Below are 15251 nucleotides of genomic sequence, written 5' to 3'. Positions count from 1 at the left end.
GGGCTATCTCCCGTCGCTGTCCGCCGTGATCTCGGCCTCCGGGGGCTCGCCGCGTTCCACGGCGCGGCGGTTCTCCTGCCACGCCCGTACCCCGCTCTTGACCTGCTCGAACACCTCCTCGAACAGCTTCGGCGTGACGGCTCCGAGCAGCACCAGCATGATCTCCAGCCCGGCCCCCATCGGGCTGGCGGACCCGTCCTGCGCCCCCGCCCGTTCCTGCACCTCCAGCACGCCGCTGTCCCTGAGCCCTTCGAGCTTCCGCTCACGCTCCAGCCACGCCTTGAGCGCCCTGATGTCGCTCTCGCTCGCGCCCTGCATCAGGCGCACGCGGATGGCGGTGTTCGCCATGGCCTCCCCCTTAGCAACAACTCAGCATCATGACATGTGACGTGGGTTACGGGGGACCCCTTGGTCATCACCGCACCGCCGATTGACGGGGGATGCCGGTTGCCCGGTGCGGGACTGCCCCCGCGGTCGGCCGGGTCCTCGTTGTCAGACCCGTGCGCGACGATCGGGGCATGACGATCACCACCGCTCCTGCGCTGGCCACCCGTGACGAGTACGCCGACGCGATCGGCACGGCCATCAGGGCGGCGGCCGCGTACTACGGCTCCGGCGAATCACCGCTCGACGACGCCTCGTTCGACCTCCTCGTCTCGCTGATACAGGCGTACGAGGAGCGGTATCCCGAGCACGTGGACCCGGCGACGGGGAAGGCGGCCGCAAGCGCGGTTGCGGCCGGCCACGCACGCCTCGTTCGAGGTGCCGGCGAAGTCCTGCAGACCACCGGCCAGTTCGAGCGGCCGATGCAATACGCGCCGCGTACAGGGCTGGTCCCTTCTCCAACCGGCGCAAAGGCGCGGCCCTCCAGGATGCCGGGGAGATCGTCGACCCCAGAGACGGGCAGATCGCCCGCCTGAAGAAAAATCCGGCGCCTTCGCAGGCGTTGGAACACCCGGAGAACATCACGACCCTGCGCGTGCGGGCCCGGGTCGACCCGACCCGGCCCCGCCGATAGGGCCGCTCTCCGGCCCGGCGGCCGACCGCTCGGGTTGGCCGGACCGGCGAAGAGTCGTGTCCTACCAGGTCGATGCGCGGCCAACCGCCCCCGCTGCGTCCTACTCCTCCGGCTCCCAGGCGCGGAGCAGGTCGAGCAGCCCTGCGTCACCGTCAACATGCAAGGAGTGGGCGGGGATACGGTCGTACAAGTAGAGGACCAACTCACTGGCCGTGCCATGGACGGTGACGCCGGCTGCGTCGGAGTCCTCGCCGGTCGCGGCAGTGGGCGCGGGGATGCGGGTGGAGCGTGCGCCGTCGCCGTCGACCGTGAGGCGCCAGGAGCGGCCCTCGGCGGTGTGGAAGTCGAAGGCCGTGGGCTTGTGCGGCCAGGCACTCGGCGTCGCGACGCAGGTGAACAGGAACTCCTCGACACCGTCGAGGGCGACCTCGGCCGGCAGCGGCTGCGGGGCGCCCGCGGCGAGCCGGGCGTCGTAGGTGTGCACCGCGCTCTCCTGGACCCGGTGCCGGGCGACTCCGCCGGAGGTCCGCGGCGTCTGCAGGGCACTCCACCACGCCCAGCAGCCGGCGTCCGGGCCCGCCTCGCGCAGGGCGTTCAGCAGAAGCTGCGTCGACGCGGCCAGCCAGGCCAGCAGGGCCTCGCGCTCCCGCGGCACTTCCAGGGCGGCGCGCGCAGCGGTGGCCCCGGCCGGGGGAGCGTCGGCAGGCCCCGCGCCGACGATGGCGGCCCAGAAACGGTCTCCCCCACCCAGGTGCTTCACCAGATCGAACAGCGTCCACTCGGGGCAGGTCGGCACCTGTGCGTCGAGACTGGGCGCGGCGGCGACCGCGGCACGGAAGGCGGTCGACCGTTCATCGATCAGTCGCAGCAGGTCAGGGAACTCAAGATTCTTTTGCACGCCGGATGTCTATCACCGTGCTCCGGTGATCGGACAGCGATTTTCACGCTCTGGCCTCGCCGCGCGGCCGGGCACCTCGGCGACGTGACGTCCTCCGGTGCGCCCAGTCCGCCGACTGCGGGCGGATCGCCACGTCCCGGACGCGCCCCGCGTCGACCAGTGCCCCGGACCCGGTCCCGGTCCGCTGAGCCACCCGCCGTCCGCCGCCACGGCGCCGGGGCGCGCCGGGACGTGGGTACCGTCCCGGCGCGCCCCGGCGCCTTCGCGGCCGGTCCGCGCCCCTACGCGGCGGCCGCCTCGGCGACCTCGGGGTTCTCGGCGAGCCAGGCGCGCACCGCCTGCTGCTCCTTGCCCTTGCCCGTTTCCTGGATCTTCGCCTCCAGGCCGGTCAGCTGGGCCTCGGTCAGCTTGAACGAGCGCAGCCACCGGGCGACTTCGGGCTCGTCCTCGGCGAATCCCTTGCGGGCCACGGTGTGGATGCCGTCGCCCTTGCCCCAGACGCCCCGGGGGTCCTCCAGCTTCCTCAGGTCGTACGAGGCGTACGCCCAGTGCGGGGACCAGAGCGTGACCGCCACCGGTTCCTTCTTGTCGTAGGCCCGCTTCAGTTCGGCGAGCATGCCGGGGGTCGACCCGTCGACGACCTGGTACTCGCCGTCGAGACCGTACTCCTTCAGGAGCTTGTCCTTCAGGACGGCCATCTCGCCCGCGCTGGGCTCGATGCCGATGATCCGGCCCTTGAACCGGTCGCCCTTGCCCTTGAGGTCGGCGAGCGAGTGGACGTCCTTCACGTAGGAGGGCACGGACAGCTCCAGGGAGGTCGGGCCGTACCAGGAGCCGAGGTCCTCCAGCCTGTTGCCGTACTTCTCCCAGTACTGGGCCTGCGTGCCGGGCAGCCAGGCGTCGGTCTGGAGGTCGACCTGGCCGCCGGCGAGCCCGGTGAACAGGGCGCCGAGCTCCAGCTGCCGGGCCTCGACCCGGAAGCCGCGGCGCTCCAGGAGCTCCTTCCACAGGTAGGTGGAGGCGATGCCCTCGTCCCAGGGGATGTAGCCGATGCTGACCGTGCGGCCCTTGCCGATGCCGTCGCCGGCCGCGGCGGCCGGGCGGCCGGAGCCGCCGAAGGTGTTCAGGCCGCCCGCGACGAGGGCGAGGACCACGGCCGCGGTGACGGCGTGGGCCGGCTGCGGGCGGTGGCCCCACAGTTTCGCGACGCCGTTCGCGGCGCTCCGCGCCTTGGCGAGGGCCCGGCGGCCGAGTGGGGAGACCTGACGGCCCAGCGCCCCGGTCATCCGGTCCAGGTACATGGCGAGGATGACGATGGAGATGCCCGCCTCGAAGCCGAGGCCGATGTCCACGTTGCCGATGGCCCGGTAGACGGCCCCGCCGAGGCCGCCACCGCCCACCATGCCGGCGATGACCACCATGGACAGGCCGAGCATGATGACCTGGTTGATGCCCGCCATGATCGTGGGCAGGGCGAGCGGCAGCTGGACGCGTACGAGGGTGTTGCGCGGGGTGGTGCCGAAGGCGTCGGCGGCCTCGACGAGTTCGGAATCGACCTGGCGGATGCCGAGCTCGGTCATCCGCACGCCCGGCGGCAGCGAGAAGATGATGGTGGCGATGATGCCGGGCACCACTCCCACCCCGAAGAAGATGATGCCGGGAATGAGGTAGACCATCGCGGGCATGGTCTGCATGAAGTCCAGTACGGGCCGCAGCACCGCACTGACCCGGTCCGAACGGGAGGCCCAGATGCCCAGCGGGACCGCGATGACCAGGGTGACCAGGGTGGCGACCAGGACCAGGGAAAGGGTGGACATGGCCTCGCCCCACAGGCCGACGGAGTCGACCAGCGCGAAGCCCGCGAAGGCGAGGAGCGCGGCGAGCAGGCCGCGCAGCCACCAGGCGCCGACGGCGAGGATCCCGGCGAAGAGCAGGGGCGCCGGTGCGGACAGGACGGCGTGGATGCCGTCGTACAGGCCGGTGACGAGCGCGCTGATGGCGTCGAACAGCCAGGAGAGGTGGCGCTGGAGGAAGTCGACGCCGGAGTCGACCCAGGCGCCGAGGTGCAGGCGGGGCATCAGGCGGCCACCTCCGCGCAGCGCACCGGTTCCCGCTGTTCGTCGCCGATGAAGGCGACGAGGCGGTCCTGCGGTACGGAGCCCACGACGACACCGGCCCCGTCGGTGACGGTGACGGGGTGCGGGACGCGGGCGCTGACCGCGCACAGGTCGGCGAGCGGGGTGTCGGCGGTGACGCTCGGGCAGCCGCAGGCGCAGCTGCCGGCGACGGGGTCGGTCATGACGGCGTCGGCCGTCAGGACGCGGGAGCGGTCGACGTCCTGGACGAAGGAGGCGACGTAGTCGTCGGCGGGCCGGGTGAGGATGTCCTCGGCGCTGCCCTGCTGCACGATGCGGCCGTCGCGCATGACCGCGATGCCGTCGCCGAGCCGCATGGCCTCGTTGAGGTCGTGCGTGATGAAGACGATCGTCTTCTTGAGCCGCTGCTGGAGTTCCAGCAGCTGGTCCTGCATGTCGCGGCGGATCAGCGGGTCCAGGGCGCTGAAGGACTCGTCCATCAGGAGGAGGTCGGCGTCGGTGGCCAGGGCCCGGGCGAGGCCGACGCGCTGCTGCATGCCGCCGGAGAGTTCGTCGGGCCAGGACTTCTCCCAGCCGGCGAGCCCGCACAGCTCAAGGGACTCGGCGGCGCGGCGTTCGCGCTCGGCGCGGTCGACGCCCTGCACCTCCAGCCCGTAGGCGGCGTTCTCCAGGACGCTGCGGTGCGGGAAGAGGGCGAAGTGCTGGAAGACCATGCTGATCTTCCGGGACCGGACGTGGCGGAGCTCACGCCGGGAGAGGCCGGTGAGGTCCTGTCCGTCGAAGAGGATGCGTCCCGCGGTGGGCTCCAGCAGTCCGTTCAGCATGCGCAGCAGCGTGGACTTGCCCGATCCCGACAGACCCATGACGACGAAGATCTCGCCGGGTTCGACGCGGAACGAGGCGTCGATCACGGCGGCCGTCGTGCCGTCGGCGCGCAGCTCGTCGCGGCCGGTGCCGCTGCGGAGCGCGCGCACCGCAGCGCCGGGTCGTCTTCCGAACACCTTGTACACGTGTTCGGCCTGGAGCGTGGACACATACACCTCGCGGGTCGTACCGGAGAACGGCCCGCTCCGGTGGGCCGGGCGGGCCGTGGAGCGGTGCGGGATCCGCCCGCCCCGGGGCCCGGCCGCACCGCGACCGGGCGGAAGGGTCCGCTCCGGTTGCGCGGCTGCCCGACCCCTCCGGGGGTAAACGCCGAGGTGACCCACCTCACGCCGGGCACCCTCAGGCCTGCTGCGCCGGCTCCGGGTCGTCCAGCATGGAGCTGCGGAGGTGGGCGAGGAGCCGGCTCAGCAGCCGGGAGACCTGCATCTGGGAGATTCCGAGGGCCTCGCCGATCTGTGCCTGGGTGAGCTCCTCCCCGAAGCGCATCTGGAGCATGCGGCGCTCGCGCCCGCTGAGCTGCTCCAGCAGCGGTGCGAGGGTCTGGATGTCCTCGACGCGCTCCAGGGCGGGCTCCTCGGCACCCATCACGTCGGCGAGGGTGTGGCCGTCGCCCGCGTCCCCGCCGTGTTCGGGCTGCGGTGCGTCCAGGGAGCCGCTGGTGTGGCCGTTGGCGGCGACGAGCCCCTCGACGACCTCGTCCTCGGAGAGGGAGAGGTGCTCGGCGAGGTCGGCGACCGTGGGTGCCCGGTCGAGGGTGGTGGTCAGCTCCTCCTTCGCCCTGGCTATGTCGATGCGCAGCTCCTGGAGCCGGCGCGGGACGCGGACGGCCCAGGAGGTGTCGCGGAAGTGCCGTTTGATCTCGCCCGTGATGTACGGCATGGCGAGGGTGGCGAATTCGGTTTCGCGGGCCGGGTCGAACCGGTCGATCGCCTTGATCAGGCCGATGGTGCCGACCTGGACGATGTCCTCGATGTCGCCCGCGTCACCCCGGATGCGGAAGCGGCGCACGGCGTACTGGACGAGTGAGGCGTTCATCTCGATGAGCGCGTTGCGGACGTACTGGTGCTCGGGGGTTCCCTCGGCGAGCCGGCTCAGCCTCTCGAAGAAGACCCTCGACAACTCCCTCGCATCCGCGGGGGCCACCTCCCTGGGCTCCTCGATCCGGGGCAGGTCCGCGATCCGGGCGGCTGCGGCGCCGCGGCGGGGAAGGGGGACGGCCGCGACGGTTTCGGCGGTGGAGGACGGGGCAGGGGCGTGCATGGGGTTCGCTCCTTGGGCTTTCGGCTTGCGGCGCGTGACCTTGACTGCCGTAGAGGATGGTCCCTTTCCGCTTGTACGTCAAGAAATGCCAAATGCACAGGATTGCCCCCATGTGATACGTGTCACTTCTGGGGCGGCTGCGGTCAGCTGACGCGGAATCCGGTTCCGATGCGGTCGCGCTCGTCCCGGTGGAAGGTCAGCCGGTCCCAGGTCGGGAAGACCAGGTCCGTCACGGCGAGCAGCCTTCCGCCGTGGTCGTGCAGGGTGCGGCGGACGGACAGGCCGCAGGACGCGGCGGCGGCCGGCGGGTGCGTCCTGCGGGTCATGGTGAGGGTCTCGGCGACCCTGCCCTCCTCGGCGGTGCGCTCCAGCCAGCGGTGCAGCGGGCCGAGGTCCTCGTCCCGGGCCGCCGGGCGGTCGAGGTACGCGGCCAGTTCGGCGGTACCGGCGACCGCGTCCGGGCACAGGTAGGTGACGGCGTGCCGCAGCGTCTGGCCGGCCGGACCGCGCTCGCGGTGGTGGTGGACGAGGGTGCGCTCGCCCCCGCGCATCCCGAGCAGCGCGGCGAGCGAGGGCGGCACGGTCACCAGGGTGAGCCAACTTCCGGACCGCGTGCGGCCCTCCTCCCGCCCCGGCCCCTGCACCCGGCCCCACCCCTGCTCCTGCGGCGCGGGCTGCGCGCGGGCCGCCGGTGCGGCCCCGGCCGACGCCGGACGGGTGCCGCGGCGTTCGGTGACGATCAGGCCGTCCTCGCGCAACTGCTGGAGGGCGGCGCGCACCGTCTGGCGGTTGACCCCGTAGCGGGCGGCCAGGTTCCGTTCGGACGGCAGCCGGCCGGCGGCCCCCCGTGCGGCGGCGCTCTCCAGTTCGCGCCGCAGCTCCGCCGCGATCCGCTGGTACTTGGGCAGGGCGGCGGGGCCGCCGCTCCGTGAAGGGGAGGGCATGGCTTCTCCTCTGACGGGTGGTCAAGGACTGCGCGGTCTGCCCGACCAACGTAGCATTGGTCTATACCTGTCGTGGGCGCGTGTACGGAACCCGGACCAGCTTGGCCGAATCCCGCCCTCCGGACCTACTCCCCCCCTCAGCTCCGCAGCGGGTTGGGCAGCGGGAGGTAGCGGGCATCGGCCCCGTCCGCCCGCGTCCACCGCAGCAGCAGGTTCGTCTTGGCCGGGAGGGTCGGCGACGCGAGCAGCTCCGCGATCTCGGGCAGGCCGTGGGCGGCGTCGTACCGGAGGAACTCCTCGCGCACCGCCGGCCACACCAGGCCGGCTGCCGTCGGGTGCTCCTCGGCCAGCGCTCCCGCCACCTCCGCCAGGTGGTTGACCACCAGGCAGTAGACGAGCCGCTGCCAGGCGGCCCGCCGCTCCATGTCGTGCGGCAGTTTCACCCCCTCCGCGTCACGGAACAGGGCCTGCACCGGCATGCCCTGGGCGTCGACCGCGACCAGGGTGTTCTGCAGGTGGGCCTCCAGTACGACGCCCCGGCGGGCGAACAGGTCCAGGACCGGCGGGACGACATGGCGCAGGTACGCCCGCCACCAGCCGGCCGGATCAGCGGTCCGCGCGAGCGGGCCGTCCGCCCGCCCCTCCGCGAGCGAGGCGGCCAGCAGGGCGGTGGCCCCGGGCTCCAGCTGCGCGTGCAGGCCGTCGCGGACCAGGACGGCGAGTTCCTCGAAGGCGAAGGCGGCCGTACGGTAACCCCGGTCGGCGAGCCAGGCCGCGTTCGACCCGGTCTCGCGCAGCCCCGCGAAGCCGGCCCCGGTCGCGGCGTCCGTGGCCCGCAGCTTCCGCAGGTCGTGCCGCCACAGCCGGCGCACGTCATTGGTGATCCGCACGTCCAGGCTGAACTTCACGAAGAGGTCGGTGTCCGCGCCGGGTACGTACAGCGTCCTGATCGAGGCGGTCGGCCAGGCCGGCAGCCGGCCGGCGCCCAGCCGCAGCAGCCGCCCGTCCGCGAAGGCCTCGCGTACGGCGGGCGAGCCTCCCACCAGCTCCAGCTGCCAGGGATGCGCCGGCAGCAGCCGGTAGCCGGCGGGCGGGCGCGGCCCGTCGAGCAGTCCGGCCAGGGCGTCGACCGCCTCGGCGGCGGGCGCCCCGCCCTCCTCGGCCACCTGGTCCTCGCGCAGTCCGAGGAAGACGAGCGGGAAGCGGGCGTGCGCCTCCGGGGCGTACGGGAGCCAGCTCGCGGCCGGTGCGCCGCCGCGCGCCTTGGGCGCCGGGTGGTAGGGGTGGCCCATGACCAGGGACTGTTCGGAGCGGATGTACGGGTCTTGCGGTGGATGCGCCCCCGCACGGGCGGCCAGCAGGGCGGCGACGGCCTCACGGCTGTCGGCGATCTCGACGGGGAGTTCGTCGTTCGGCAGGCCCGTGTACTGGAGCAGCTCGTCGGCGGTGAGTTTGACCAGTTCGGTGTGGCTGAGCCGGTGCCAGCCCCCCGCCGTGCGCAGTTCGCCGTGCGCGGGGCGGCGCCCGCCGCCCACCCGCAGCAGCCGCCCGCTGCCGCGCAACCGGTGGACGTCGCCGCCCTGCGGGTCGGCCGCCTCCCGGAGCAGGCAGTTGAGCAGGGGGGCGGCGGCGTACGCGTCGGCTGCGGCGTTGAGGTCCACGGATTCCATTCGGTCCATCCAGTGCGCCGGAGGTTCGCGGGGCGTACCACCGGCAGTGATCTTCAGTATCCGCGAATACCCGGGTATCCGCGATGATGACGTGATCATCACGTCGTCCGTGAGAGGAGCAGGGCCCTGCACCCCAGCATGAACTTCCCCGCCTCCCCCGCCGAGGAGGCCGTCTCGGCCGCACTGGCCGAGGTGCGCCCCGCCCTCGGCGACGCGTACCTCGCGGCGCTCGACGGTGCCCGGGCCGCCGTGCTGACCCGCCTGTGGCGGGCGCTCGCCGTCGAACCGCTGCCGTGGATCGTGCGCCGCGAACGGGGGTCCGACGGGCTGGTGGTCGTGCTGGCCGGGGGCGGGCGGCTGGAGGGCCCGCTGCCGGATCCGTACGCCACCGGGCCGTACGTGTCGGAAGTACTGCTCGACGGCAGGGCGTACCGGCAGGCCGCACGCCTGGTCAGCGCACTGGGGGTGCCCCACGGGGAGGCCTTCGCCGCCGAGCTCGACGACAGCACCGCCTCGCTGGCGCTGTCCCGGGCGGGCCGGCCTGCCGGGCCGCCGGCCGAGCCCGCCGCGGTGTGGGAGTGGGAGCAGCGGCTGGTCGACGGGCATCCGTACCACCCCAACTGCCGGTCCCGGCCCGGTTTCTCGGTGGCCGAGCAGCTGGCGTACGCACCCGAGCACCGGCCGCTGGTCGGGCTCGGGCTGCTCGCCGTACCGGCCGGGGAGTGCCTGGTCACGGGCGCGTGGCCGGACGCGCTGCGGGACGGCCCGCGGCTGCTGCTCCCGGTGCACCCGTGGCAGGCGGAGCACGTCCTCGCCCAGGCGGATCCGGCGCGGGGTGCGGTCCGCGACGGCTTCCCGGCGCACCCGCTGATGTCGCTGCGGACCCTGGCCCCGGCAGCCGGCGGCGGCCCCGTGGCGGACGCGCACGTGAAGACGGCGCTGAGCACCCGGCTGACCTCCTCCGTGCGCGACATCTCCCCCTACTCCGTCGAGACGGCCGCCGCGGTCTCCGCCTTCGCACAGACCCTGTGCGAACGGCTCGACGGGCGGCTGCACATCACGCGCACCCTGGGCGCCGCCACCGCACACAGCCCCGACCTCGCGGCGGTCCTCCGCGAGCCTCCCGAGCGGTACGCGGATGCGGCGGCGGGCGAGCGGGTCCTGCCGGTGGCGGCCCTGGCCGGGACGGCGTACGCGCGTTCGGCGCCCTGGCGCGCCGAGTTCGCGCGGCTCGCCCTCGGGGTGTGCCTTCAGGTGCTCGACCTGGGGGTGGCGCTGGAGGCGCACGGTCAGAACCTCCTCGTGGTGCTCTCCCCCACCGGGACTCCGCTGCGGCTGGTCTACCGGGATCTCGCCGACATCCGGATCAGCCCGGCCCGGCTGGCCCGGCACGGGCTGCCGGTGCCGCCTCTCTCCGGACGGCTGATCACCGACGACGAGACGGCGCTGCGGCGCAAGCTGTTCGGTTCCCTGCTGACGGGCGCCCTCGGCGCCACGGCCGGCTCGGCGGCGGCCTTCGGCGAGGACCTGTCCGCGGCCGCCGGCCTGCCGGCCACCGCCGACACCCACGCGCTGCTGGGCGCGCCGCTGCCCACCAAGGCCCTGACGCTGATGCGGCTGAGCCCCGGGACCCCCGGCGACCAGTGGACGGAGCTGGACAATCCGCTGGCCGTGGCCGAGTCGTACGGTGGAGCGCACTACGCTCCGGGAGCATGACGACCTCGTACCTGAACTCCGTACGGGCGTCCTACGACGCCGTCGCCGTCGACTACGCCCGGCTGCTCGGGGCCGAGCTGGGCAGCAAGCCGCTGGACCGGGCCATGCTGGCCGCCTTCGCCGCATGCGTGCGCAGTGAGGACGGCGGCGGGGGCCGGGCGGTCGCGGACGCCGGCTGTGGTCCGGGGCGCGTGACGGCGCATCTGGACGGGCTCGGCTTGCGGGCGTTCGGCGTCGACCTGTCCCCGGCGATGATCGCGGTGGCCCGGCGGACGTATCCGGGGCTGCGCTTCGAGGTGGGCTCGATGACGGCGCTGGACGTGGCCGACGGGGTGCTCGGCGGGGTCCTGGCCTGGTACTCCACGGTGCACACCTCGCCGGGGGAACTGCCTGCGGTATTCGCCGAGTTCGGGCGGGTGCGCGCGCCGGGCGGCCATGCGCTGGTCGCCTTCAAGGCCGGTGACGGGCGGATCCGGCTGGAGCACGCGTACGGGCACCCGGTCGACCTCGACGTGTACTGGACCCCGCCGGATCTGGTCGCCGGACAGCTGGCCGGGGCCGGTCTCACCGAGGTGGCCCGCCTGGTGCGCCGGCCCGAGGGCGACGAGAAGGGCGCCCAGGGCTTCCTGCTGGCCCGCAGGGCCTGAGGCTCCGTCCCCGCCTCGGACCTCGGACGGCGGGGGTCCCGGGCGCTGCCGCTTCACCGTGCGGCGGCGGCCGGGGCTCCTGCGGGGCCGGTGGGCCCTGGGCCGTTCGGGGGGCAACGCCAACGCCGTGGGCCCGCCTTCGCCGCGATCGGCGCGGGCGATGGCAGGAAGGAGGAATGAGCCTCCACCGCCGCCGCGTCCTGGGGAGCGCGGCCGCCGCCGTCCTCGCCGCCGTGGGTACGGCGGCGCCCGCGCGGCCCTCCCCGTCGGGGCCGGACTTCGGGGCGCTGGCGCGCGCACTCGACGGGCGGGTGGTACGGCCGGGTGACCCGGACTACGCCGAGGCCCGGCGGTTGTTCCAGCCCCGTTTCGACACCGTCGCGCCGGGTGCGGTGGCCTATCCCGCGCACGCCGGAGACGTCGCCGTCTGCCTGGACTTCGCCCGCCGCTCGGCCGTCCCGGTGGTGCCGCGCGGCGGTGGCCACGGCTACGCCGGCTGGTCGACCTGCGCCGGCGGGCTCGTCGTGGACGTCGGTGCGATGGCGCAGGTGGCGCTCGACGGCGCCGGGTCCGCGCCCGGGGTGCGGATCGGCGCGGGGGCCCGGCTCGGGGACGTTGCCGCGGCCCTCGCCGCCCGCGGACTGGGCATCCCGACCGGGTTGTGCCCCTCGGTCGGGATCGCCGGACTGACCCTCGGCGGCGGACTGGGCCTGGCCTCCCGGGCGTACGGCACCACCTCGGACCGGCTCACCGCCGCGACCGTGGTCACCGCCGACGGCTCGGTGCGCGAGGTGGACGCCGACCGGGACCCCGGCCTGTACTGGGCCCTGCGCGGGGGCGGGGGCGGGAACTTCGGGATCGTCACCGGGTTCCGTTTCCGTACCCACCCGGTCGCCGACGCCGCCTTCGCCGAACTCCACTGGTCCGCCGCCGCATCCCGGGCGGTGCTGCGCGGCTGGCAACGCTGGCTGACCGACCTGCCGGAACCTTTCTGGAGCCAGGTGGAGTTCACCGTCGACGGCGGGCCGGTGCCGGCCCCGGCCCTGCGGGTGGTCTGCCTCGACGGGCGCGGCGAGCTGGACCGGCAGCTGTCCCGGCTGTCCGGCCTCGTCGGCACGGAGCCCCGGGACGACTGGACGCTCGTACGCGGCTACGGGGAGACCGTACGGGCCATGGCGGGCTGCCCGGAGCTGACCGCGGCCCAGTGCCGCCTGCCCGGATCGCTGCCCGGCCATGATCCGCAGGGGCGGCTCGGCCGCGACGCGTACGCCGCCCGCTCGGACTTCTGGGCCGGCCCGGGGCTGCCGGACGCAGCCGTCGACGCGGTCCTGGCGGCGCTGGGGCGGTACGCGCAGGCGGCGCCGCGCGGCGGTGTGGGGGTCGTGCAGTTCGACGGGGTCTGCGGCGGGGCGGTCAACCGGGTCCCGGCCGGCGCCACCGCCTTCGTGCACCGGGACAGCGCCTTCCTCGCCCAGTACCTCGCCTACTGGCCCGCGGCCGCCCCGCCCTCCGAGGTGTCCCGGCACCAGGCCTGGCTCGACGGGCTCTGGCAGGACCTGCGCCCCTGGGCGAGCGGCAGCGCGTACCAGAACTACTCCGACCCGAAGCTGTCCACCTGGCGCGAGGCGTACTACGGGCCGAACCTGCCCCGCCTCGAAGGGATCCGTCGTCTCCACGACCCGGACCGGCTGTTCCGCTTCCCCCAGGCGATCTAGGCGATGCAGACGATGCAGGCGATGCGGTGCAGGCGATTCAGAGGAGCCCGAATGCGACGTGTGTTGACGGTGGCCGCGGCAACGGCCGCCCTGTTGCTGCCCGGCGGCCCGCTGCCCGAGGCCGAGGCGGGCAGCGCCCTGCCGGGCCCGGGCCGGTGGTCCGCACGGGAGGCGGAATCCTTCTGGACGGCGGACCGCATGGCCTCCGCGGCGCCGATGACCCCGGGGTCGCCGGCGGCCGCCACCGACCCCGGCACCGGCCAGGACTTCGACGGGATCCCGGTCGTGGGCCGGATGTTCGTGATGAAGGGCGGCGGCGCGTACTTCTGCACGGCCAGCGTCGTCGCCTCGCCCGGCCGCAACCTGGTGCTCAGCGCCGCGCACTGCCTGCTCGGAACCGATGCCCGCCAGGTGGCCTTCGTACCGCTCTACACGGCGCAGACCCCCCAGCCGTACGGCATGTTCCCGGTGGTGCGCGACAACGCCGGGCGCTCCAAGGTGTGGATCGACCCCCGGTACAAGAGCCTGGGCCCCGACAAGGGGGCGACCCTCGACGTGGCCTTCGCGCAGGTCGGGCCGGATGCGGACGGCTTCCCGGTGGAGGACGTGGTCGGCGGCAACCGCCTGGTCACCGGCGCCGGCTACGCGCACCCGCGGGTGTCGCTGATCGGCTACCCGGCGTCCGCCGCGCGCCCGCGGCTGTGCGTGAACCGTACGACCAGGTTCACCAGCACCGATCCGGGCATCCCCGGGTCGTTCCTGCGGATCGACTGCACCGGGTACCCCGGCGGGACCAGCGGCGGCCCGTTCCTGACCCGCTACGACAAGGACACCGAGACCGGTGACGTGGTGGGGGTGATCGGCGGCTGGAAGACCGGCGGGGACACCGCCGACACCTCGTACAGCTCCTACTTCGGCCAGGAGGTCAAGGCGCTGTACGAGACGGCTGTTGCCGGGGCGGGGGCGGGGTGAGCACCGGGACCCGCCGGGTCCGGCGCGGGTTGCCGACCGTGCGCGGCGTCTGCACCAGGCCGTCGGCGCTCAGCGGGTCGGCGGCTGCCAGCGCGAGCTGACGCCGCAGGTCCGCGAGGGCCGTGTGGACGGGGGCGAGGATGAGCGCGGCGCGCGGGTGGATGTGGGCCAGCGCGTGCGCGGTGGTCTCGATGGTCTCCGCGGCGTCCTCGGCCGCGCCGCGGCTCCAGCCGCCGGGCCCGCCGCCGCGCCAGGGGGCGACGGCGTCGTACAGGTGGCAGGCGGCATCGGCCGCGGCGTCGGCCCGTTCACCGACGCCCGGCGCCGCGATGATCGGCAGCAGCTCCATGCCTCGTCAACGAGCGGGCCCGCGCCGGGGAACGGACGCGGGCGCCGGCGATCGTCAGACCACGGCCTGGAGCCACAGCGGGAGCAGCAGGAGCGAGACCACCGAGCTCTTGATCACCAGCGAGGCGGAGAGGTCGACGCCGACGTCGTAGCGCTGGGCGAAGATGAACAGGTTCTGCGGGGTGGGCATCGCGGCGATCAGGACGAGGTAGGTGAGCCAGTGGCCGCCGACCCCGAAGAGCGCCCCGCACACCGCCCAGGTCAGCAGCGGGAAGCCGAGGCACTTGAAGGCGACGAGGGCCAGCTCCTCGCGGCTGGTGCCCCGGACGTCCAGACCCTGGCCGCCGAGGTGCAGGCCGAGGGCGAACAGTGCGACGGGCGAGGCGCTGTCGCCGACGAAGGCGGCCCCGTCGAGTAGCACCTTCGGCAGGTGCACCGACAGCAGGTTGAGCAGGATCCCGGCATTGCAGGCGAGGACCAGCGGGGTCACCAGCGAGGCGCCGACGGCCCGCGCGAGCCGCTGCCCGGGGCCGCCGGCGGCGGGGCCGGTCCGGCCGAGCTCCATGATGGCGATGACGACGAGGGACAGCACGCACACCTGGAAGAGCAGCACGGGGAAGATCGGCGCGGCCGTCCCGAAGAAGGTGATGAAGACGGGGACGGCGAAGTAGGCCGTGTTCACCTGGACACCGGCCATCACGCGCAGCGCCACGGCCCGCGGCTCGCGCACGCCGTAGGCCGCGGCGGCGAGGGCGACGGCGAGCACCGCGAGGGCGGCGGCCGCGGCATAGCCGCCGATGGCCCGCCAGTCGAAGAGGGCGCCGAGGTCGCTGGCGTAGATGTTGCCGAACAGGTAGCAGGGGACCGCGAAGAGGAAGGCGTAGTCGGCGAAGACCTTCGAGGCCTCGGCGGGGATGATCTTCCGGCGGGCGAGCAGCGCGCCGGCCCCGAAGGCCAGCAACACCGGCACCAGCTTTTCGAGTGCGGCTGCCAAGCCCATGCGTACCGGCTCCCCCGTGATCGACTGCGTGCAGCCTACCCGCCCCCGGCGCCGCCCCGGCCTGTGGCTCCGACCCCGCCGC

At 74.0% G+C, this 15251-nt stretch carries 14 protein-coding genes; 5 read left to right on the top strand and 9 right to left on the bottom strand.

All coding sequences use genetic code 11. The annotated features are described in order from the left end of the window. Positions 1 to 3: 3 nt before the first annotated feature. Entirely contained in the window at positions 4 to 348 is a 345-nt protein-coding gene (locus ABZ128_RS04825) for a hypothetical protein (protein ID WP_356846059.1), read from the bottom strand. Positions 349 to 518: 170 nt separating this feature from the next. On the opposite strand from ABZ128_RS04825, the gene ABZ128_RS04820 reads away from it, so the two are divergent. Beyond that, positions 519 to 920 carry a hypothetical protein gene (locus tag ABZ128_RS04820; protein ID WP_356846058.1) on the top strand — a complete coding sequence of 134 codons (402 nt, stop codon included), beginning with the start codon at positions 519 to 521 and terminating at the stop codon, positions 918 to 920. Between the two features lie 198 nt (positions 921 to 1118). On the opposite strand, the gene ABZ128_RS04815 is transcribed toward ABZ128_RS04820, so the two are convergent. The 6 genes from ABZ128_RS04815 to ABZ128_RS04790 form a co-directional block, all read right to left on the bottom strand. After that, positions 1119 to 1916 (bottom strand): maleylpyruvate isomerase family mycothiol-dependent enzyme, encoded by a 798-nt coding sequence (locus tag ABZ128_RS04815; protein ID WP_356846057.1) that lies wholly within the window; start codon positions 1914 to 1916, stop codon positions 1119 to 1121. 281 nt (positions 1917 to 2197) lie between these two features. Further along, complete coding sequence (locus ABZ128_RS04810) at positions 2198 to 3994, bottom strand: ABC transporter permease/substrate binding protein (RefSeq protein WP_356846056.1); 1797 nt, start codon at positions 3992 to 3994, stop codon at positions 2198 to 2200. Continuing rightward, positions 3994 to 5046 carry a glycine betaine/L-proline ABC transporter ATP-binding protein gene (locus ABZ128_RS04805; RefSeq protein WP_356846055.1) on the bottom strand — a complete coding sequence of 351 codons (1053 nt, stop codon included), beginning with the start codon at positions 5044 to 5046 and terminating at the stop codon, positions 3994 to 3996. The genes ABZ128_RS04810 and ABZ128_RS04805 overlap by 1 nt, the downstream gene beginning before the upstream one ends. Before the next feature lie 190 nt (positions 5047 to 5236). Continuing rightward, entirely contained in the window at positions 5237 to 6157 is a 921-nt protein-coding gene (locus tag ABZ128_RS04800; protein WP_356846054.1) for a SigB/SigF/SigG family RNA polymerase sigma factor, read from the bottom strand. 143 nt (positions 6158 to 6300) lie between these two features. Continuing rightward, on the bottom strand, positions 6301 to 7101 hold the full coding sequence (locus tag ABZ128_RS04795) for a GntR family transcriptional regulator (protein WP_356846053.1): 801 nt from the start codon (positions 7099 to 7101) through the stop codon (positions 6301 to 6303). Between the two features lie 137 nt (positions 7102 to 7238). Then, positions 7239 to 8780, bottom strand: coding sequence for an IucA/IucC family protein (locus ABZ128_RS04790; RefSeq protein ID WP_356846052.1), 1542 nt, complete (start codon positions 8778 to 8780; stop codon positions 7239 to 7241). A 129-nt stretch (positions 8781 to 8909) separates the two neighbouring features. On the opposite strand from ABZ128_RS04790, the gene ABZ128_RS04785 reads away from it, so the two are divergent. The 4 genes from ABZ128_RS04785 (at position 8910) to ABZ128_RS04770 (ending at position 13821) form a co-directional block, all read left to right on the top strand. Next, positions 8910 to 10487, top strand: coding sequence for an IucA/IucC family siderophore biosynthesis protein (locus tag ABZ128_RS04785; RefSeq protein ID WP_356846051.1), 1578 nt, complete (start codon positions 8910 to 8912; stop codon positions 10485 to 10487). Then, positions 10484 to 11134, top strand: a complete 651-nt coding sequence (locus ABZ128_RS04780) for a class I SAM-dependent methyltransferase (protein WP_356846050.1) — start codon at positions 10484 to 10486, stop codon at positions 11132 to 11134. The genes ABZ128_RS04785 and ABZ128_RS04780 overlap by 4 nt, the downstream gene beginning before the upstream one ends. Positions 11135 to 11310: 176 nt before the next feature. Next, entirely contained in the window at positions 11311 to 12849 is a 1539-nt protein-coding gene (locus ABZ128_RS04775; protein WP_356846049.1) for an FAD-binding oxidoreductase, read from the top strand. 51 nt (positions 12850 to 12900) lie between these two features. Continuing rightward, positions 12901 to 13821, top strand: a complete 921-nt coding sequence (locus ABZ128_RS04770; RefSeq protein WP_356846048.1) for a trypsin-like peptidase domain-containing protein — start codon at positions 12901 to 12903, stop codon at positions 13819 to 13821. Here the strand turns inward: ABZ128_RS04770 and ABZ128_RS04765 are convergent. Beyond that, positions 13775 to 14170 (bottom strand): hypothetical protein, encoded by a 396-nt coding sequence (locus ABZ128_RS04765; RefSeq protein ID WP_356846047.1) that lies wholly within the window; start codon positions 14168 to 14170, stop codon positions 13775 to 13777. The two genes, ABZ128_RS04770 and ABZ128_RS04765, sit on opposite strands and share 47 nt — an antisense overlap. Positions 14171 to 14224: 54 nt before the next feature. Further along, the gene (locus ABZ128_RS04760; protein WP_356846046.1) at positions 14225 to 15169 is read right to left on the bottom strand and encodes an AEC family transporter; all 945 of its coding nucleotides are present in this window, start codon (positions 15167 to 15169) and stop codon (positions 14225 to 14227) included. Between the last annotated feature and the right edge of the window lie 82 nt (positions 15170 to 15251).

The organism is Streptomyces sp. NPDC006326 (assembly GCF_040612915.1).
GTDB lineage: Bacteria > Actinomycetota > Actinomycetes > Streptomycetales > Streptomycetaceae > Streptomyces.
Note: the sequence above shows the minus strand (reverse complement) of the source record. Positions and strands in the feature narration are given on the sequence as shown.